We start from the raw sequence: 20,010 nt of genomic DNA, 5'->3' as shown, positions 1-20,010 counted from the left end.
CCTTGGGGGACAGCGTGTGGGCGATGTCAGTCTCGACGTCCTCGGGCGTGACGATCAGCAGCTCGTCGCCGGCCTCGAGCGAACGATCCGGGTCCGGTGTCTGGATCGAGTTGTCGCGCAGGATGGCCACCAGCACGGCGTCCGGCGGCCACGGCACCTCGCTGACCCGGCGACCCACGAACGGTGAGTCCTCGGGCATCGTCAGCTCGACCAGGTTGGCGTTGCTCTGGCGGAAGGTGAACAACCGCACGAGGTCGCCGACCGTGACGGCCTCCTCGACGAGGGCCGACATCAGGCGCGGGGTCGAGACCGAGACGTCGACGCCCCACGACTCGCTGAACAGCCACTCGTTGCTCGGGTGGTTGACCCGGCCCACGGTGCGCGGCACCGCGAACTCGGTCTTGGCCAGCAGCGAGGTGACCAGGTTGACCTTGTCGTCGCCGGTGGCGGAGATGACGACGTCGCACGACTCCAGCTGCGCCTCCTCCAGGGAGGACAGCTCGCACGAGTCGGCCAGCAGCCACTGCGCGTCGGGCACGAGGTCCGAGCGGATCGAGGCCGGCGACTTGTCGATGAGCAGCACGTGGTGACCGTTGCCGATCAGCTCCTGGGCGACCGAGCGGCCGACGGCGCCGGCTCCTGCGATGACGACGCGCATCAGTCGGCCTCCGGTCCGTTCTCGAGCACCTCGTGGATCTTCTCGGCGGAGTCCTCACGCATGAAGATGCTCAGGAAGTCGCCCTCCTGGATGACGGTGGACTGCTGGGGGATCAGCCCTGCGCCGAGGCGGGTCAGGTACGCCACGCGGGCGCCGGTCTGCGACTCGAACGCGTCGATGCGCTTGCCGACCCACGCGAAGGGCGCGTAGGAGGTGTCGAGACGGACCTCACCGGACTGGTCGCGCCACAGTGGCTCGGACCCGGCAGGCACGAGACGACGCAGCACCTGGTCGGCCGCCCACGGCACGGTGGCGACGGTGGGCACGCCGAGTCGTTCGTAGACCTCCGCACGGCCCGGGTCGTAGATGCGCGCGACCACGTTGTCGACCTTGAACTGCTCGCGGGCCACACGCGCCGAGATGATGTTGGAGTTGTCGCCGCTCGACACGGCGGCGAAGGCGTCGGCGCGCTCGATGCCGGCCTGCTCGAGCACGTGGCGGTCGAACCCCATGCCGGTGACCGTGATGCCACCGAATCCGGGGCCGAGGCGGCGGAAGGCGTCAGGATTGGAGTCGATGACCGCGGTGGAGTGCCCCCGGTCCTCGAGGCTGCGAGTCAGTGTGGAGCCCACGCGGCCGCATCCCATGATCACGATGTGCACGCACCGACGCTACACCGGCGCACGCGCGACCGCGTGCGGGTCTAGCATCTCCCGGGTGGGAATCTCCGGGGCAGCCAAACGCGCCATCGTCGGGCGCAAGCTGCGCAGCACGCAGCTGGGCGAGACGCTGCTGCCCAAACGCATCGCGCTGCCGGTGTTCGCCAGCGACGCACTGTCCTCGGTGGCCTACGCGCCGGACGAGATCTTCCTGACCCTGTCGCTCGGCGGGCTGAGCGCCTACACGTTCAACTGGAAGATCGGTATCGCCGTCACGCTGGTGCTCGCCATCGTCATCGCGTCGTACCGCCAGAACGTGCACGCCTACCCGAGCGGCGGTGGCGACTACGAGGTCGCCACGGTCAACCTCGGACCCACCGCGGGTGTCACCGTCGGCAGCGCGCTGCTGGTCGACTACGTGCTCACCGTGGCGGTGTCGGTGTCCTCCGGCGTGCAGAACGCCACCTCGGCCATCCCGTGGCTGGACGGGCACGAGGCCACGGCGGCCAGCGCCCTGGTGCTGATCCTCATGGCGATCAACCTGCGGGGCACCAAGGAGTCGGGCATCGCGTTCGCGGTGCCGTCGTACCTGTTCATGATCAGCATCCTGCTGATGGGCGCATGGGGCTACGCCCGCTACCTGTTCGGCGACCTCCCGGACGTGCCGAGCGCCGCCTTCGACATCAAGCCCGAGACGGACCTGGAGAACGGGCTGACCGGCATCGCCCTGGTGTTCCTGCTGGCTCGCGCGTTCAGCTCCGGGTGTGCGGCACTCACCGGCGTCGAGGCGATCAGCAACGGCGTCCCGGCCTTCAAGAAGCCCAAGAGCAAGAACGCCGCCACCACGCTGGCGCTGCTCGGGACCCTGTCGATCACGATGCTGATGAGCATCATCGTGCTGGCCGACCTCATGCACCTGCGGTACGTGGAGGACCCCGCCACGCAGCTGTACGCCAACGGGGTGCCGGTCGGCACCTCGTACGAGCAGGACACCGTCATCGGCCAGCTCGCCAAGACCCTCTACAGCGACTTCACGCCGCTGTTCTACTTCACCATCGCGACCACCGGTGTCATCCTCATCCTCGCCGCGAACACCGCCTTCAACGGCTTCCCGGTGCTCGGGTCGATCCTGGCCCGCGACGGGTTCCTGCCCCGCCAGCTCGACACCCGTGGCGACCGACTCGCCTTCAGCAACGGCATCATCTTGCTGGCCGTCGCGGCGATCGTGCTGATCCAGGCCTTCGACGCGCAGGTCACGCGGCTGATCCAGCTGTACATCGTCGGGGTGTTCGTGTCGTTCACGCTCAGCCAGCTGGGCATGATCCGGCACTGGAACCGCAACCTCGAGGGAGAGACCGATCCCGAGGTGCGGCACCGGATGCAACGCTCGCGCGTCGTCAACACCGTGGGTCTGGCCATGACGGCCACCGTCCTGGTGATCGTGCTGATCACCAAGTTCCTCGCCGGAGCGTGGATCGCCATCGTCGCCATGGTCGGCGTGTTCACGCTGATGCGGGCCATCGGACGGCACTACGCCCGGGTGTCCGACGAGCTGGCGATCGACGACTCCGACGTCACGCTGCCCAGCCGGGTGCACGCCATCGTGCTGGTGGGGAAGGTGCACAAGCCCACCATGCGGGCGCTCGCCTACGCGCGCGTCTCGAAGCCCAACATCCTCGAGGCGCTGACCGTCGAGCTGGACCCCGACCAGACCCGAGCGATGACCGAGCAGTGGGACGCGCTGAACATCCCGGTGCCGCTGAAGGTGGTCAGCTCGCCGTACCGCGAGCTGGTGCGTCCGGTGATCCGCTACGTCAAGGAGCTGCGCAAGGCCAGCCCGCGCGACATCGTGATGGTCTACATCCCCGAGTACGTGGTCGGCCGGTGGTGGGAGCAGATCCTGCACAACCAGACGGCGCTGCGCCTCAAGGGTCGCCTGCTGTTCATGCCCGGGGTCGTCGTCACCAGCGTGCCGTACCAGCTGGTGTCGGCAGCCGAGGCCAAGCAGCGCCTCCGCGGCGACCAACGGCCCGCCCCCGGCGACGTCCGTCGTGGCCGTTGAGGCGACGTGACTCCCTGCCCGACGGACGCCTCATGACCGACCTGCCCGTCGTCGACGTCGGTCCGGTGGCCCATGGCGGCCACTGCGTGGCGCGGCTCGACGGACAGGTGGTGTTCGTGCGGCACACGCTGCCCGGCGAGCAGGTGCGGATCCGGATCACCGAGCGCGACAAGCGCTTCCAGCGGGCCGACGCCGTCGAGGTGCTGCGAGCCGCCCCGGGCCGTGTCGAGCCGCCCTGCGCGCTGGCCGGCGTCTGCGGGGGCTGCGACTTCCAGCACGTCGCTCCCGACACGCAGCGCCAGCTGCTCACCGACGTGGTCCGTGAGCAGCTGCAGCGCCTGGCCGGGATCACGTGGGACGGCGAGGTGGAGTCCGTCACGCCGACGCTCGGCTGGCGCACCCGCATGGCGTGGGCCGTGACGGCCAAGGGGCGCCCGGGGCTGCGGCGCCACCGCTCGCACGACGTCGTCGCCGTCGATCACTGCCCGATCGCCCACCCCGACCTGCCCGACGTCACCACCCAGGCGTGGGACAGCCCCAGCGTCGAGGCGATCGTGTCGTCCACCGGTCAGCGCCTGCTCGTCACCGACGCCTCGATCGGCGACACCCTCGAGGCCGACGTCGCCGGGGTCGTCGCCGACGACGGCGCGGTCCGAGCGGGCTCGGCACACCTGGTCGAGCAGGTGTCGGGCACCGACTTCCGGGTGACCGGGAGCGGCTTCTGGCAGGTGCATCCGGCCGCCGCGACCACGCTGGTCGACGCCGTCACGGACGTGGCGGACGTGCGTGCGGGCGACACCGTCCTCGATCTCTACGCGGGCGTGGGCCTGTTCACCGCCTTCCTGGCCGACGAGGCGGGCGACACCGGACGCGTGCTCAGCGTCGAGGCCGACCGGGCCGGCCATGCCGACGCGCGACGCAACCTGCACGACCGCGCGACCGTCGAGCTGGTCGCCGACACGACCGAACGGGCCCTGCGGTCCGGCAGCCTCGGGGAGCACGCCGACGTCGTGGTCCTGGACCCGCCGCGGACGGGTGCCAAGAAGGCGGTCGCCGGCATCGCGGCCCTGCGCCCACGCCGCATCGTCTACGTCGCGTGCGACCCGGCCGCACTCGCGCGAGACCTCGCCGGATTCGCCGAGCACGGGTACCGACTGGCCGGACTGCGCGCCTTCGCCCTCTTCCCGATGACCCACCACGTCGAGTGTGTCGCTGTGCTGGAGGCCGTCGAACTGCCAGAGTGAGGCCATGCGTTTCGCCGATCCGCAGGTGTGCCCGGACTGCCGGGCCCCGATCACCGGTCCGCGCTGCGCTCGATGTGGCCTCGACCTGCAGGACCCGCAGGTCCGTGAGCTGTGGCAGACGCTCCTGCGGGCCGACCAGCTCCTCGCGTCGGCCGTCGCTCGGCGCGACGCCGCCCGGCAGGCGCCGCCCCCCGTGTCGCCACCAGCACCGGGAGGCCAGCCGGCCCAACCCCCGCCTGTGCCATCCCCACCCGCGCAGGCAGCGCCTCCGGCAGGATCCCATCCGGCCCAGCCTTATCCGGCCCAGCCTTATCCGGCGCACCCTTATCCGGCCCAGCCCTATCCAGCCCAGTCCTATCCAGCCCAGCCCCATCCAGACCGGCCGGCCGCCGCGACTGCACCGCGGGAGCGGTCGTGGTCGGTGGGCACCGTCCTGCTCGGACTCGGTGCCATCGGGCTGGTCACCGCTGCGATCATCTTCGTGTCCCGGTCGTGGGACTCGCTCGGGCTGGTCGGCAAGACGCTGATCCTCGGCGCCGCCACCGCAGCGGTCATCGCAGTCGCGGTGTGGGTCACCCGTCGACCGCTCCGGTCCTCGGCCGAGGCGCTGTGGAGCGTGGCCCTGGCCCTCGTGGCGCTCGACGTCGGTGGAGCCCGGTCGGAGGGGCTGTTCGGTCTGGATCGTGCTCCCGGGGGGTGGACGGCCGCCGTGGCCGGCGCAGCGTTGGCTGTCGGCGGTGCAGCCGTCGTCGTGTGGGCGAGAGGCCACGTGAAGGTCGACCTCATCGGTGCGGCCATCGGGTCGCTGGTCGCGATCGCGGTCAGCTCGGTGGGCGTCAGCGTGATCGACGACGGTCCGTTCGGCGATGTGCGCGCGTTCTGGCACGTCTTCGCCGGACTGGTGGTCGCGGGCCTGCTCGGACTGCTGCTCAGGTTCAGCCGGTCCGGGCTGATCGCGGTGGGCGCGCGAGTGATCGTCGGCCTCTGGTTCGCCGTCGCGGCGGTGTTCGCGTTCGTCGAGGCGGTGGACCATCCGTCGCTCGGCGAGCTCGCCGAAGACCTGCACGGTGCGCCCCTGCTCGTCGTCGGCCTTGCGGCGCTCGTGGTGGCGTGGACCGTGCCGGTGTTGCGCATCGTGATGTGTGCCGTCGGCCTCACCGCCCTGGGTCTGCTCCCGGTGATCGCGTCGGCAGACGCCGGCGGCGCGAACGGCACGCTGCTCGCCGTCGCCGTGCTCGCCGCCCTGCTCTCGGTGGCCGGCATCCGGGGGAGTGGGCCGTGGACGGCGGGCGCCCGCTGGTCGGCGGCGCTTCCGGTGGCCACGCTCGTGGGCCTCGCCGTCTGGTGGGTCGGCGCCCTGCTCGAGATCAGCGGCAACGCGCTCGACGACGTGCACGGGTTCGCGGCGGCGGCGCGCGTCGACAGCGTTGCGCGTGAGATCGCCCCCTTCGTCTCGGCAGCCTGCGGCGCGGTGCTCGTGCTGGTCACGTGGATCGTCTGGCGTTGGGCGGGTGAGTCGTGGCGACCTCACCTCCCGGTGGCACTGGGCGCCACCACCGGTGTGGCTGTCGCGGGCGTGTCCGCTGCCGCTGGCGTGCCGTGGTGGGGCCTGGCCGCCGTCCTGGTGGTCGTCGCGGCCGCGGCGAGTCTGCTGGCACGGCGTGTGGATGCCTCTGGACTGTTCGGGGTCTCGGCGGCTGCGGGCGTCGCGGCGCTCGCCTCGTCCACGGCGGCGGCGTGGGTGATGGCACCCACCTGGATCGCTCTCGGCCTCGGGTGTCTCGCGATCGCCCTGCTCGACGGACTGCCGGTGGTGCGGCGCGGCGTCGGTGTCGCGGCGGTGCCTCTGGTGGTGTCCGGCGTCGCCGTGGGGGTCGACGCCGGGGGAGGGTCCACCTCGGCTGCGGCACTCACCGCACTCGTGGTCGCAGGCGGCGCGCTCGTGGCGGCTGTCCGGGCCCCACAGGTCGTGCGGCCGTGGCTCGAGTCAGGCGCCGGGGCGTCACTCGCCGTGGCCGCCTGCGCACCCGACTCGACCGGTGCCGCGGCGATCGGGTTCGCGCTGGCCGGCACCGCGCTCGCCGCCGTGGCCATGATCGCGGCCGACCGGCGGTGGTACGCGTGGCCGGCCGTCGCAGCGTTCGTGGTCTCGTACGTGCTGCTGGTGATCGACACCGGGTTCAGCTTCGTCGAGGCGTACACGCTTCCGCCGGCCGCAGCTGCCCTCGCCGGAGGCGTCGTGCTGGCGCGTCGCCGCCCGCAGACGCCGTCGTGGATGGCGCTGGGACCCGGACTCGCGCTGGCGATGTTCCCGAGCGTGCCGCAGGCGTTGGCCGACCCCACGGGTCTGCGCGCCCTGCTGCTCGGCCTCGCGGCGGTCGTCGTGCTCGCCGTGGGTCTGCGACTCGCGATGCAGGCGCCCTTCCTGCTCGGTGCGGGTGTGGCGCTGCTGGTGGTGCTGTTCAACATCGGCCCGTACGCCAACGCCGCGCCGCGAGTGGTCCTCATCTCTGTCGTCAGTGCGGTCCTGGTCGGGCTCGGCATCACGTGGGAGGACCGGGTCCGCGACGGTCGCCGCGTCCTGGCCTTCGTCAAGGAGATGTCCTGACGTGGACGAGCCGGAGCCGACCGTGCGTGAGCTCCGCCGCTTCGCGGTCGCGCAGGACGCGATGCTCTTCTGCGCCGCCTTCACGATCGGCGCGTTGGCCTTCGCGGCCTGGGCCGCAGCGACGTCTGCGGTCGAACCGGGCCCGGGATTCTGGACCATCGGCCTGTCCGACGACCTGGTGTTCAGCGGGCTGGTGGCCGGTGAGGTGTTCCTGTTGTGGAACAACGGACTGCGTCAGGGGATGCGTGGGCACAGCATCGGCAAGCATCGTGAAGGTCTCGAGGTCGTCGACCGCACGACGCGAGAGCCCACGGGAGCCCTGAGGGGTCTGGTGCGCGGTCTGGTCGTCGCCGTGCTGCTCGACCTGTCGATCGCAGCGCTGCCGCTCGGGTTCCCCACGGTCCTGCGGCGCCTCACGCCCGACAGCTGGCACGTGGGTGCGGCGACGTACGTGGCACTGGCCCTCCTCGTCGTTCCCCTCGCGATGTCGGCAGACCGCCGGGTGGCCGACTGGATCACTCGGACCGACGTGGTGCGCGGCGCCACGCGTACGTCGGGGCCACGGCAACGACTCGTGACCGCCCTCGACCTGTTCGGCATGGCCGGCGTGCTGGCACTCGCGATCATCCACATCGTGTTCGTGGCGCCGCTGGTGCGGTTCCCGGGTCTGCTCTAGGCGGGTCTGCTCCAGGCGGTCTGCTCCGGGCGCGCTTGGTTGCTGGATGGCCCTGGCCGCGAGGGATATCTCGACATCATGTATCTTGATATCAAGACAACCACCTCTGGCAGACCCCCCTCGTGCGCCGAGCCGATCTGCAGGCAGGATGGGACTTGACCCCTGTGAAGGAGACACCATGGCCGTCGACAGCTTCAGCTCCCGGGACACGCTCACCGTCGGTGACGCGTCCTACGACTACTTCCGCCTGGGGGCGGTGACCGGAGAGGGCCTCGACGTCGAGTCTCTGCCCTTCAGCCTCAAGGTGCTGCTCGAGGCGTTGCTGCGCACCGAGGACGGCGCCAACATCACCGCCGACGACATCAGGGCGCTGGCCGGCTGGGACGCCGAGGCCGAGCCCGACACCGAGATCCAGTTCACGCCCGCCCGCGTGATCATGCAGGACTTCACCGGCGTGCCGTGCATCGTCGATCTCGCCACCATGCGCGAGGCCATGGCAGACCTCGGGGGAGACCCCAGCAAGATCAACCCGCTGGCGCCGGCCGAGATGGTCATCGACCACTCCGTCGTCGCCGACGTCTTCGGCACCCCGGAGGCGTTCGAGCGCAACGTCGAGATCGAGTACGAGCGCAACGGCGAGCGCTACAAGTTCCTGCGCTGGGGCCAGGGCGCCTTCGACGACTTCCTCGTCGTGCCGCCGGGCACCGGCATCGTGCACCAGGTCAACATCGAGCACCTCGCCCGCGTCGTGTTCGACAAGGACGGCACGGTCTACCCCGACTCCTGCGTCGGCACCGACTCGCACACCACGATGGTCAACGGCCTGGGCGTCGTGGGCTGGGGCGTCGGTGGCATCGAGGCCGAGGCGGCCATGCTCGGCCAGCCGATCTCGATGCTGATCCCGCGCGTCGTGGGCTTCAAGCTCTCCGGTGAGCTGCCCGAGGGTGCCACCGCCACCGACCTGGTGCTGACCATCACCGAGCAGCTGCGCGAGCACGGCGTCGTCGGCAAGTTCGTGGAGTTCTACGGCCCCGGCGTCACCGCCGTGCCGCTCGCCAACCGCGCCACGATCGGCAACATGAGCCCCGAGTACGGCTCCACCATCGCGGTCTTCCCGATCGACGACGAGACGACCAAGTACATGCGACTGACCGGGCGCAGCGACGAGCAGGTCGCGCTGGTCGAGGCCTACGCCAAGGCTCAGGGCATGTGGCACGACCCCGATCACGAGCCGCGGTACTCGGAGTACCTCGAGCTCGACCTGGGCACCGTCGTGCCGAGCATCGCCGGTCCCAAGCGTCCGCAGGACCGGGTGTCGCTGTCCGACGCGGCCACCGCGTTCGAGAACGAGCTCAGCACCTACGCACCCGACGGCAGCAACCCGCAGACCGTCACGCTCGAGGACGGCACGTCGTTCGAGATCGACCACGGCGCCGTCACGATCGCTGCCATCACGTCGTGCACCAACACGTCCAACCCGTCGGTCATGATCGGCGCGGCGCTGCTGGCCAAGAAGGCGGTCGAGAAGGGTCTGACGCGCAAGCCGTGGGTCAAGACCACGCTGGCCCCCGGGTCCAAGGTCGTCACCGACTACTACGAGAAGTCCGGTCTGACGCCCTACCTGGACAAGCTGGGCTTCAACCTGGTCGGCTACGGCTGCACCACGTGCATCGGCAACTCCGGTCCGCTGATCCCCGAGGTCAGCGCCGCGGTCAACGCGGGCGACCTGGCCGTCACCTCGGTGCTGTCGGGCAACCGCAACTTCGAGGGTCGCATCAACCCCGACATCAAGATGAACTACCTGGCCTCACCGCCGCTGGTGATCGCCTACGCGCTCGCCGGCTCGATGACCGTCGACCTGTTCAACGATCCGCTGGGCACCGACACCGACGGCAACGACGTCTACATGAAGGACATCTGGCCGACGCCGGCCGAGATCGAGGACGTCATCGCGTCGTCGATCTCGTCGGACACGTTCAGCTCCGAGTACGCCGACGTCTTCGGTGGCGACGATCGCTGGAAGAACCTGCCCACACCCGACGGCGACACCTTCGCGTGGGACGGCGACTCCACCTACGTGCGCAAGGCGCCGTACTTCGACGGCATGGAGCTCGAGCCGTCGCCGGTCACCGACGTGCACGGAGCGCGGGTGCTGCTGAAGCTGGGCGACTCGGTGACCACCGACCACATCTCGCCCGCAGGCGCGATCAAGAAGGACAGCCCGGCCGGCGCGTACCTGTCCGAGCACGGCGTCGAGCCGCGCGACTTCAACTCGCTGGGATCGCGGCGCGGCAACCACGAGGTCATGATTCGCGGCACGTTCGCGAACATCCGCCTGCGCAACCAGATCGCACCGGGCACCGAGGGTGGCTTCACGCGCGACTTCACCGTCGACGACGCCCCGGTCACCACGGTGTTCGAGGCCTCGGAGAGCTACGCCGCTGCGGGCACCCCGCTGGTCGTCCTGGCCGGCAAGGAGTACGGCTCGGGCTCGTCGCGCGACTGGGCGGCCAAGGGCACGGCGCTGCTCGGCGTGCGGGTGGTCATCGCCGAGTCCTACGAGCGCATCCACCGGTCCAACCTGATCGGCATGGGCGTGCTCCCGCTGCAGTTCCCGGCGGGGCAGAACGCCGAGTCGCTGGGGCTGACGGGGGAGGAGACCTTCGACGTCACCGGTATCGAGGTGCTCAACGACGGCACGACGCCGAAGACGGTCAAGGTCACGGCGGGCGACGTCGAGTTCGACGCCGTCGTGCGCATCGACACCCCCGGAGAGGCCAGCTACTACCGCAACGGCGGCATCATGCCGTACGTGCTGCGCAGCCTGCTCTGACACGCACGTGACTCGTGTGACGAGGCGCCTCCGGATTCCGGGGGCGCCTCGTCGCGTCCCGCCCGCGTGCGCAGGCTACGTTCCGGAAACTTTTTCGAATTTTGTGCGCCACCTGCTGGACGTGACCCATGTCACCGATTACGTTGTGCCAGACAACAATTGCGTGGCGGTGACATCCATGTGTCGCCCGTGTGTACGCAAATCCCCCGGATGAAAACTTAGGAGGCGGTTCGTGTGAAGCGGACACGCAATCTCGTACTCGCCACGGTCATGGGTGCTTCGCTCGCCCTCAGCGCCTGTGGTTCCAGCAGCAGCAGCAGTGACTCCGGCAGCAGCAACGACGCCACCGGCAAGATCGGCGTCATCCTGCCCGACACCAAGTCGTCCGCCCGGTGGGAAGCCGCCGACCGCCCCGCGCTCGAGGCCGCATTCAAGTCCGCCGGCGTGAAGTACAGCATCCAGAACGCCGAGGGTGACGCCGACAAGATGGCCACCATCGCCGACTCGATGATCACCGACGGCGTCACCGTCCTCGCGATCGTGAATCTGGACTCCGACTCCGGTGCGGCCATCGAGGCGAAGGCTGCCAAGGCCGGCGTCAAGACCATCGACTACGACCGTCTGACGCTCGGCGGCTCGGCCGACTACTACGTCTCGTTCGACAACACCAAGGTCGGCGAGCTGCAGGGTGAGGGCCTGGCCAAGTGCCTGGGCGACAAGGAAGCCAACATCATCTACCTGAACGGCTCGCCCACCGACAACAACGCGACGCTGTTCGCCGAGGGTGCGCACAAGGTCCTCGACGCCGACACGAACTACAAGGTCGTCGGCGAGCAGGCGGTGCCCGACTGGGACAACGACAAGGCCGTCACGATCTTCGAGCAGCTGTACACGAAGGTCGACGGCAAGGTGAACGGCGTGCTGGCGGCCAACGACGGCCTCGGCGGCTCGGTCATCTCGATCCTGAAGAAGAACGGCGTCGCCGGCAAGGTCCCCGTGACCGGCCAGGACGCCACGGTCGAGGGTCTGCAGAACATCCTCGTGGGCGACCAGTGCATGACCGTCTACAAGAGCGCCAAGCTCGAGGCCGGCGGACTCGCCGAGACCGCCATCGCGCTGGCCAAGGGCCAGGAGGCCAAGACGACCGGCACCACCAAGGACGCCACCGGCGGCCGCGAGGTGCCCTCCATCCTGCTCGACCCCGTGTCGATCACGAAGGACAACGTCAAGGACGTCATCGACGACGGTGGCGCCTCCGCCGCCGACGTGTGCGCGGGCGACTTCGCCCAGGCGTGCAAGGACGCCGGCATCTCCTGATCGACCAGACGTGGCCGTCGGAGTACCCGACGGCCACGTCTTGTCGTACCCCCATCTCCACCGATCCCGGCAGCAGCCGCACCAGACTCCGTAGGGGGAGCCCCACATGAGCGACAGTCCCAGCACGTCCGAGCCCATCTTGGAGCTTCGAGACGTCAACAAGAGCTTCGGTGCGGCCCACGTGCTGCACGGCGTCGACCTCAAGATCTATCCGGGCCAGGTCACCGCCCTGGTCGGCGACAACGGAGCCGGCAAGTCCACCCTGGTCAAGACCGTGGCCGGCATCTACGTGCGCGACACCGGCGACTACCTGTTCGAGGGCAAGCCGGTCGACGTGAACGGACCCAAGGACGCAGCCGCGCTCGGCATCGAGATCGTCTACCAGGACCTCGCGCTGTGCGACAACCTCGACATCGTCGAGAACATGTTCCTCGGTCGTGAGAGCACCTCCGGCCCCGTGCTCGACGAGGCCACCATGGAGGCCAAGGCCCGCGAGGCGCTGACGTCGCTGTCGGTGCGCACCGTGACCTCGGTCCGCCAGAGCGTCTCGAGCCTGTCGGGCGGCCAGCGCCAGACCGTGGCCATCGCCAAGGCCGTGCTGTGGAACTCCAAGGTGGTGCTCCTCGACGAGCCCACGGCCGCGCTGGGCGTGGCCCAGACCCGCCAGGTGCTCGACCTCGTGCGCCGCCTGGCCGACTCCGGCGTCGGCGTGCTGCTGATCTCGCACAACCTCACCGACGTGTTCGAGGTGGCCGACCGCATCACCGCGCTGTACCTCGGCACCGTGGCCGGCGACGTGTCCACCAAGGACGTCACCTCCCAGCAGGTCGTCGAGCTGATCACGACCGGCCAGGCCACGGGCCTGGACCTCGACTCCGCGAAGGCAGACTCCCATGGCTGACATCCAGACCACCCCCGACACCTCCACCCAGGACACGGAGGGGTTTGCCGCCGACCGCGAGCAGGCCATCACGCTCGGAGACTCGTTCAACCGCTACATCGTGCGTCTGCGCGGCGGCGACATGGGCGCCCTGCCGGCCTCGCTCGGGCTCGTGGTGCTGTTCATCGTGTTCGGCCTCGCGAACGACCGTTTCCTGTCCGACCTCAACCTGGCCAACCTGCTCACCCAGGCCGGCTCCATCATCCTGCTCGCCATGGCGCTGATCCCCGTGCTGCTGCTGGGCGAGATCGACCTGTCGGCCGGCGTGGCCGGTGGCGTCGCCGCGTGCTCGATGGGCGTGCTGCTGGTCGAGAAGGGCTGGCCGTGGGGTGCTGCCGTGCTGGCTGCCCTGGTCGTCGGCGCCCTGATCGGCTCGATCATCGGCTCGCTGGTGGCCCGCCTCGGCATCCCGTCGTTCGTCGTCACCCTGGCGTTCTTCCTGGGACTGCAGGGCGTCACGCTCAAGCTCATCGGCCAGGGCGGCTCGGTCCGCATCGACCAGCCGGTCATCTCCGGCATCGCCAACTCCAACATGAGCGTGCTGGCCGGCTGGATCTCAGCCGTCGTCATCTCGGTGGGCTTCGCCGTGCTGACGCTGCTGCGTCACCGCCGTCAGGTGTCCCGCGGGCTCCAGCACCAGCCGATGGCCGTCGTGCTGGTGCAGATCGTGGGCGTCATCGTCATCACGGTCGGCGTCGTCGCGCTGCTGAACTCCAACCGCAGCGTCAACCCGAACTTCCCGATCATGGGGATCCCGTACGTGGTGCCGCTGGTGATCGTGCTGTTCATCGGCCTGACGTTCCTGCTGTCGCGCACTCGGTACGGACGGCACGTCTACGCGGTCGGCGGCAATGCCGAGGCCGCACGCCGTGCCGGCATCAACGTCACCCGGATCCGCATCTCGGTGTTCGTGTTCTGCTCGACGATGGCGGCGGTCAGCGGGATCGTCGCCGCGTCGTACGTGGGCAAGGTGTCGACGACCTCGGGCGCCGGCAACGACCTCCTGTACGCCGTGGCGGCGGCCGTGATCGGCGGCACCAGCCTGTTCGGTGGACGCGGCAAGGCGCGTGACGCGGTCATCGGTGGCCTGGTCATCGCGACGATCACCAACGGGCTCGGGCTGCTGAACCAGGCGGCGTACATCAACTTCCTGGTCACCGGAGGCGTGCTGCTGCTGGCCGCCAGCGTCGACGCGATCTCGCGTCGTCGGCGGACCGCCTCGGGTCTGGGCTGACGATCGTGGCCGTCGCATCCGGGACGGGTTCCGGCACCAACCAGGAGGACGTGCGCAGGCACAACCTCGGCACGGTGCTGCGCCACGTCCATCGCGTCGGGCGGATCTCCCGCGCCGACCTGACGTCGCTGATGGGGCTGAACCGCAGCACCATCGGCGGGCTGGTCGCCGAGCTGGAGTCGTTGGGACTGGCCGAGCAGAGCAAGTCGTTGGGCGCCCGAGTGGGAGCGGGTCGCCCGTCGGTGGACGTCGTCGTGGGCACGCGTCCGTACGTGCTCGCGATCGACATCCGGGTCGACGGACTGACCGTGGCCCGCGTGGGCCTGGGCGGGGACGTCCAGGCCCGGGCCACCGGTCCCGTGGCAGCGGGGCACGACCCGGACGCCACGATGGACTCCATCGTCGACCTGGCCCGGCTGGTCCAGAAGGAGCAGCAGTCCGGCGCGATGCTGGTCGGCGTGGCCGCGGGCGTCCCCGGCATCGTTCGGTCCGACGACGGACTCGTGCGGCTCGCACCCAACCTCGGGTGGAAGGAACTGCCGCTGGGCGACCTGCTGCGCGACCGGCTGGGCCTGGCCGCGCGCCCGACCCTGGGCAACGACGCGGACCTCGGCGCCATGGCCGAGCACCTGCGCGGTGCAGGGGTGGGGGTCGACGACCTGGTGTACCTGTCCGGCGAGGTCGGTGTCGGCGCCGGCGTCGTGGTGGGAGGACGCCAGCTGCACGGCTCCGGCGGCTATGCCGGCGAGATCGGCCACCTGCCGTTCGAGCCGGGAGGACGTGAGTGCCACTGCGGGTCCCGGGGATGCTGGGAGACGGTCATCGGCGCGCCGGCGATCGCCGAGGCGGTCGGCTGCCCGCCCGCCAAGATCCCGTCGCTCGGGGAGTTCCTCGACGGGGTCACCGACGCGACGCCGGCACTGCGCGAGATCGGCCGCCAGCTGGGCCGGGGGCTGGCCGGCATCGTCAACATCTTCAACCCGCGCGTCGTGGTGCTGGGTGGCTACCTGCGCTCGCTGCACCCGCTCGTCGAGCCCGACATCCTGGAGGCCCTCGCGGAGCAGACGCTGCTGGGCCCGTGGGAGATGGTGCAGATCAGTCTGCCCGGGCTGGGTGGCGACTCGGTCCTGCTGGGCGCCGCCGAGCTGGCGTTCGCCGAGCTGCTGGACGACCCGGTGGGGTGTCTGGCGGCGTCAGGCGATCTCCACTGACCCGGAGAGCACGTCGCTGAGGGCCTGCTCGGCCGCGCCGATCGCCGCCGACCGCAGCTCGAGGGGGCTGAGTCGGATCTGCGGCACGTGCAGGTCGGCGAACGTCAGGTGGGCCGCCATGGAGGCGGTGGCCGCCGGGACCAGCCAGTCCGCGACGGGCACGAAGTATCCACCCAGGACGATCGCCTCGGGGTCGAAGATCCCCCCGAGCGTCGCCAGCCCGCGGCCCAGGCGAGTGCCGATGGCCGCCAGCCCGGCCGCCACGGACGGCTCCTCACGGGCCCGGTCGGCCACGACCTCGGCACTGGCCAACGGTGTGCCGACCTCGTCCAGGCCCACGGCCTCGAGCATGGCGCGCAGGCCGACGCTCGCCTCCCAGCAGCCGCTGCGTCCGCAGCCACAGCGTGCGTGCGGGTCGCCGAGCGGCAGGTGACCCACCTCGCCGGCAAACCCGGAGGCGCCACGGACGAGGCGGCGGTCGTGCACCAGCCCCGCGCCGATGCCGATGGTGCCGGTCAGGAACAGGGCGCTGTCGACGTCCCGGGCCGCGCCGTGGTGGATCTCGGCCAGGGCGGCGCAGTTGGCGTCGTTGTCCACCGAGACCGACACGTCGGCGCCTGCGGCCCTCTGCAGCACCGAGCCGAGGTCGAGGTCGTCCCAGCCCAGGTTCGGCGCCCACCGCACCACCGGTGCGTCGGCAGAGACCAGACCCGGGACCGCAGCGGACAGTCCGACCAGCCGATCGCCGCTGGCGCTGATCTCACGAGCCCGGTCGGCGACCACGGAGCTCATCACGTCGAGCGGGGTGCGACCCTCCGGCACGGCAACGGTCTGCTCGTGCCGGACCCGGCCGGACAGCGCCATCGTGACGGTCGTGACGTAGTCGACGTTGATCTCCACGCCCAGCCCGACCACCCCGGCGCCGGTGAGCGCCACGGGGCGGCCGGGACGTCCGCGTCCGGCGCTGACCGGGCCCGCCTCGGCGACCAGGCCCGCGTCGTCGAGCGAGCCGACGATGGTGCCGACGGTCGCCTTGGCCAGCCCGGTGCGGACGGCGAGCTCCGTGCGGGTGGCCGGACCGTCGTGTCGCAACGACGTCAGGACCAGGCCGGTGTTGCGTCGCCTGAGCCCCTCGACCCCGCTCGGTCCGGCCGAGGTCACGCCCCGCGCACCCCGTACAGGTGCTCCAGGGCGAGCTGGTCGAGGTGCTCGAAGGCCATCCCGCGGGCGGCCAGGGCCTCCACGTCGGGCAGATCGGCCTGCTCCAGCTCGGCCCAGCCCTCTCCCTCGCCCAGGGTCGGCACCGACAGCTCCGGCACGCGAGCGGCCTCGAGGGCTGCCTGCACGTCGGGATCGGCTCGGAACGCCTGCGACTTCTCGCGCAGGATCAGGTAGTTGGTCATGCACGCCCGGGCGGCGGTCCAGACGCCTTCGTCGTCCTCGGTGCGCGGCGTCTTGAAGTCGAAGTGGACCGGGCCGTCGTAGCCGCCGGCGAGCAGGGTGTCGACCACCCAGAACGCGCCTCGGGCGTTGCCGGCGCCGAAACGGAAGTCCTGGTCGTACCGGGGGCCGCTCTGGCCGTTCAGGTCGATGTGGAACAGCTTGCCCTGCCACATGGCCTGGGCGTACCCGTGAGCCGCGTTCAGCCCGGCCATCTCCTCGTGCCCGATCTCGGGGTTGACGCCGACCAGCTCGGGACGATCGAGCGTCTCGATGAAGGCCAGCGCGTGGCCGATCGTCGGCAGCAGGATGTCGCCGCGCGGCTCGTTGGGCTTGGGCTCGATCGCGAAGACCATGTCGTAGCCGCGGTCGGTGACGAACTCGCCGAGCACGTTGAACGCCTCGCGGTAGCGGTCGAGCGCGGCGGCGACGTCCTTGGCGGCGCCGGACTCCGCACCCTCGCGGCCGCCCCAGCACACGTAGACCTGGGCGCCCAGCTCGGCGGCGAGGTCGATGTTGCGCATGACCTTGCGGATGGCGAACCGACGCACGTCACGGTCGTTGGACGTGAAGCCGCCGTCCTTGAAGACCGGGTGCCCGAACAGGTTCGTGGTGGCCGTCGTGACGGCCAGGCCGGTGTCGGCCAGACCCTTCTTCCACCGCTCGATGATCGCGTCGCGGCCGCTGTCGTCGGTGCCGAACGGGACCAGGTCGTCATCGTGGAAGTTGACGCCGTAGGCGCCGAGGTCGGCGAGGCGCTCCAGCGCGTAGACGGGATCCATGTCGGCTCGCGTCGGCTCACCGAACGGGTCGCGGCCGGCGTAGGCGACGGTCCACAGGCCGAACGAGAACTTGTCGCTCGGCTGGGGGGTCGGGATGGTGGTCATGGTGGTGCCTTTCTCGAGGGTTCAGAGCCGGTCGCGCAGGTGTGAGTACGCAGCGCGGACGTCAGGGGTGGGTGCGGCCTCGAAGGTCGTCGACGCGACCTCGGGCCAGGCCGGTGGAGTCGAGTCGCCGCTCAGCGCCCAGGCCGCCTGGCGGGCGGCCCCTCGGGCGACGTACTCGCCGGGGGCCGGCACGGTGACGGCGCGGCCGAGGATCGCCGGCGCGATCTGCTGGACGGCGCGATTCTGGGCCGCGCCGCCGACCAGCAGGATCCGGGCAGGTTCGACACCGCTCGCGGCGACGAGGTGGTCGACCGCGTCGGCCAGCGAGCACAGGAGTGCCTCGACCGCGGCGCGTGCGAGGTCCTCGCGTGAGGTCGACGTGGTGAGCCCGACCCACGTGCCGGTGGCATCGGGGCGGTTGGGCGTGCGTTCGCCGTCGTAGTAGGGCAGCACCGTGAGGCCGTGTGCGCCCGGGGGAGCGGCGAGTGCGAGCCGGGCCAGCTCGTCGTGGTCGACGCCCAGCAGGGTCGACTGCAGCTGCAGGATGCGGGCGGCGTTGATGGTCGCCACCAGGGGCAGGTAGTGGCCGGTGGCGTCGGCGAACCCGGTCACCGAACCGGTCCCGTCGGTGACGGGCACGGTGCTGATCGCCGACGCGACGCCGGAGGTGCCGATCGACACGATGACGTCGCCGGGCTCGAGGCCGAGTCCCAGTGCGGCGCCGGCGTTGTCACCCATGCCGGCTCCGACGACCAGCCCGGAGTCCGTGGTGGCTGCGACCTCGTGCGACGCGACGATCCGGGGCAGCTCGACGGCGTGCCCGAGAGCCACCTCGGCCAGGTCCGGTCGCCAGCGGTCCTCGGGAGTCGAGAAGTAGCCGGTTCCCGAGGCGTCGCTGCGGTCGGTGAACGGATCGCCCCCGCTGACATGTCGTGACACGTAGTCGTGGGGGAGCAGCACGCGACGCACGCGCGCGGCTGCGTCGGGTTCGTGGTCGCGCAGCCAGCGCAACTTGGTCGAGGTGAACGAGGCCACCAGCACGCTGCCGACCGTGCTGGCGCAGGCAGCGGGCCCGCCGAGCTCCTCGACGAGGTCGTGGGCCGCGGCCGCCGAACGGGTGTCGTTCCACAGCAGAGCGTCGAACACGGGGCGGTCGTCGGCGTCGAGGGCCACCATGCCGTGCTGCTGGCCGCCCACGGCGATGGCGTCGGCCCGTTCGAGCAGGCCGCCGGTGGCGCGGTCGAAGGCGTCCAGCCAGGCCGTCGGGTCGACCGAGGTGCCGTCGGGGTGAGGCGCCGAGGCGCTGTCCACGATCGTGCCGTCCGAGGCGTCCACCAGCAACGCCTTCGTCGACTGCGTCGAGGAGTCGATGCCGAGGACGAGCGAGGTGTGGGCCACCACACCTATTTAATACGAGACCTGAACAAAGTCAAGGAGGAGATCGGCGCGCGCCGTCCTGGATCGGTATGGTCGGGGACGTGAACGACGCCATCGACACCTCGCGGTTGCCCGATCTTCGACGCTGGAACCTGGCCCTGGCCGTGCTGCACGCGGCCCAGGCGATCGGGGTGCTGCTGCTGGCCAACGGCTTCTCCATCGCGATCACCTCGACCTTCCCGACCGGTCGTCCCGGCAGCGACGCTCCGGCTCCCTCGAGCCTGGTCGACGTGTCGATCGGCGCCGCAGTGGCGTTCTTCCTCGTGCTCGCCGCGATCGACCACCTGCTCACCGGAACCGTGCTGCGCGGTGCGTACGAGTCCGACCTGGGCCGCGGCATCAACCGGTTCCGCTGGGTGGAGTACTCCGTCAGCGCCACCGTGATGATCGTCCTGATCGGCTTCTACTTCGGGGTGACCGACGTGACGGCCGTCGTCGCCGTGATCGGCGCCAACGTGGCGATGATCCTGTTCGGCTGGCTGCAGGAGGCGATGAATCCTCCCGGGCGCTCGAGCACGACCATGCTGCCGTTCTGGTTCGGCACCGTCGCGGGCCTGGCGCCGTGGGTCGCCATCACCATCAACTTCGTCGGGTCCGACGGGTCGCCCGGGTTCGTCATCGGCATCTACGTCTCGTTGCTGATCTTCTTCTCGTCGTTCGCGGTCAACCAGTGGCTGCAGTACCGCGAGATCGGGCCGTGGCGCTCGTACCTGTTCGGCGAGAAGGTCTACCTGGTGCTGAGCCTGGTGGCCAAGTCGGCGCTCGCGTGGCAGATCTTCGGCGGTTCCCTCGCCTCCTAGGGTG

General features: G+C 70.4%; 14 protein-coding genes and 1 pseudogene. 10 read left to right on the top strand and 5 right to left on the bottom strand.

Annotation, left to right across the window (positions count from 1 at the left end; genetic code table 11):
* Nucleotide 1: 1 nt before the first annotated feature.
* Nucleotides 2–658: pseudogene (locus AC0L5F_RS02920) on the bottom strand (potassium channel family protein); the annotation flags it as partial.
* Nucleotides 658–1,305 carry a potassium channel family protein gene (locus AC0L5F_RS02915; protein ID WP_473316131.1) on the bottom strand — a complete coding sequence of 216 codons (648 nt, stop codon included), beginning with the start codon at nucleotides 1,303–1,305 and terminating at the stop codon, nucleotides 658–660. The pseudogene AC0L5F_RS02920 and the gene AC0L5F_RS02915, both read right to left, overlap by 1 nt.
* Before the next feature lie 70 nt (nucleotides 1,306–1,375).
* Here AC0L5F_RS02915 and AC0L5F_RS02910 point away from each other — a divergent pair, with 70 nt between their 5' ends.
* From AC0L5F_RS02910 to AC0L5F_RS02870, 9 genes are all read left to right on the top strand, one after another.
* Nucleotides 1,376–3,379: an APC family permease gene (locus AC0L5F_RS02910; protein ID WP_473315117.1), complete on the top strand. Its 2,004-nt coding sequence runs from the start codon at nucleotides 1,376–1,378 to the stop codon at nucleotides 3,377–3,379.
* Nucleotides 3,380–3,411: 32 nt separating this feature from the next.
* Nucleotides 3,412–4,623: a class I SAM-dependent RNA methyltransferase gene (locus AC0L5F_RS02905; RefSeq protein ID WP_473315116.1), complete on the top strand. Its 1,212-nt coding sequence runs from the start codon at nucleotides 3,412–3,414 to the stop codon at nucleotides 4,621–4,623.
* A 421-nt stretch (nucleotides 4,624–5,044) separates the two neighbouring features.
* A complete protein-coding gene (locus AC0L5F_RS02900) occupies nucleotides 5,045–7,231 on the top strand; it encodes an SCO7613 C-terminal domain-containing membrane protein (RefSeq protein ID WP_473315115.1) in 2,187 nt (728 codons plus the stop codon).
* A gap of 1 nt (nucleotide 7,232) precedes the next feature.
* Nucleotides 7,233–7,907: a hypothetical protein gene (locus AC0L5F_RS02895; protein WP_473315114.1), complete on the top strand. Its 675-nt coding sequence runs from the start codon at nucleotides 7,233–7,235 to the stop codon at nucleotides 7,905–7,907.
* Nucleotides 7,908–8,085: 178 nt separating this feature from the next.
* Nucleotides 8,086–10,740 (top strand): aconitate hydratase AcnA, encoded by a 2,655-nt coding sequence (acnA, locus tag AC0L5F_RS02890; RefSeq protein WP_473315112.1) that lies wholly within the window; start codon nucleotides 8,086–8,088, stop codon nucleotides 10,738–10,740.
* A gap of 234 nt (nucleotides 10,741–10,974) precedes the next feature.
* Nucleotides 10,975–12,057: a sugar ABC transporter substrate-binding protein gene (locus tag AC0L5F_RS02885; protein ID WP_473315111.1), complete on the top strand. Its 1,083-nt coding sequence runs from the start codon at nucleotides 10,975–10,977 to the stop codon at nucleotides 12,055–12,057.
* Nucleotides 12,058–12,163: 106 nt separating this feature from the next.
* Nucleotides 12,164–12,958: an ATP-binding cassette domain-containing protein gene (locus tag AC0L5F_RS02880; protein WP_473315110.1), complete on the top strand. Its 795-nt coding sequence runs from the start codon at nucleotides 12,164–12,166 to the stop codon at nucleotides 12,956–12,958.
* Nucleotides 12,951–14,231, top strand: a complete 1,281-nt coding sequence (locus AC0L5F_RS02875; protein WP_473315109.1) for a sugar ABC transporter permease — start codon at nucleotides 12,951–12,953, stop codon at nucleotides 14,229–14,231. The genes AC0L5F_RS02880 and AC0L5F_RS02875 overlap by 8 nt, the downstream gene beginning before the upstream one ends.
* A gap of 5 nt (nucleotides 14,232–14,236) precedes the next feature.
* Complete coding sequence (locus AC0L5F_RS02870; protein ID WP_473315108.1) at nucleotides 14,237–15,442, top strand: ROK family protein; 1,206 nt, start codon at nucleotides 14,237–14,239, stop codon at nucleotides 15,440–15,442.
* On the opposite strand, the gene AC0L5F_RS02865 is transcribed toward AC0L5F_RS02870, so the two are convergent.
* Genes AC0L5F_RS02865 through xylB form a run of 3 tightly spaced genes read right to left on the bottom strand, consistent with a single transcriptional unit; the run spans nucleotide 15,425 to nucleotide 19,167 of the window.
* Complete coding sequence (locus tag AC0L5F_RS02865; protein ID WP_473315107.1) at nucleotides 15,425–16,603, bottom strand: ROK family protein; 1,179 nt, start codon at nucleotides 16,601–16,603, stop codon at nucleotides 15,425–15,427. The two genes, AC0L5F_RS02870 and AC0L5F_RS02865, sit on opposite strands and share 18 nt — an antisense overlap.
* The gene (xylA, locus tag AC0L5F_RS02860) at nucleotides 16,600–17,769 is read right to left on the bottom strand and encodes a xylose isomerase (RefSeq protein WP_473315106.1); all 1,170 of its coding nucleotides are present in this window, start codon (nucleotides 17,767–17,769) and stop codon (nucleotides 16,600–16,602) included. Before xylA ends, AC0L5F_RS02865 begins: the two co-directional genes overlap by 4 nt.
* 21 nt (nucleotides 17,770–17,790) lie before the next feature.
* Entirely contained in the window at nucleotides 17,791–19,167 is a 1,377-nt protein-coding gene (xylB, locus tag AC0L5F_RS02855; RefSeq protein ID WP_473315105.1) for a xylulokinase, read from the bottom strand.
* A gap of 80 nt (nucleotides 19,168–19,247) precedes the next feature.
* Between xylB and heR the strand changes: the two genes are divergently transcribed.
* The gene (heR, locus tag AC0L5F_RS02850; protein ID WP_473315104.1) at nucleotides 19,248–20,006 is read left to right on the top strand and encodes a heliorhodopsin HeR; all 759 of its coding nucleotides are present in this window, start codon (nucleotides 19,248–19,250) and stop codon (nucleotides 20,004–20,006) included.
* The last annotated feature ends 4 nt before the right edge of the window (nucleotides 20,007–20,010 follow it).

It is taken from the genome of Aeromicrobium sp. 10G20-16, assembly GCF_055809665.1.
This window is presented reverse-complemented; position numbering and strand designations above follow the sequence as displayed.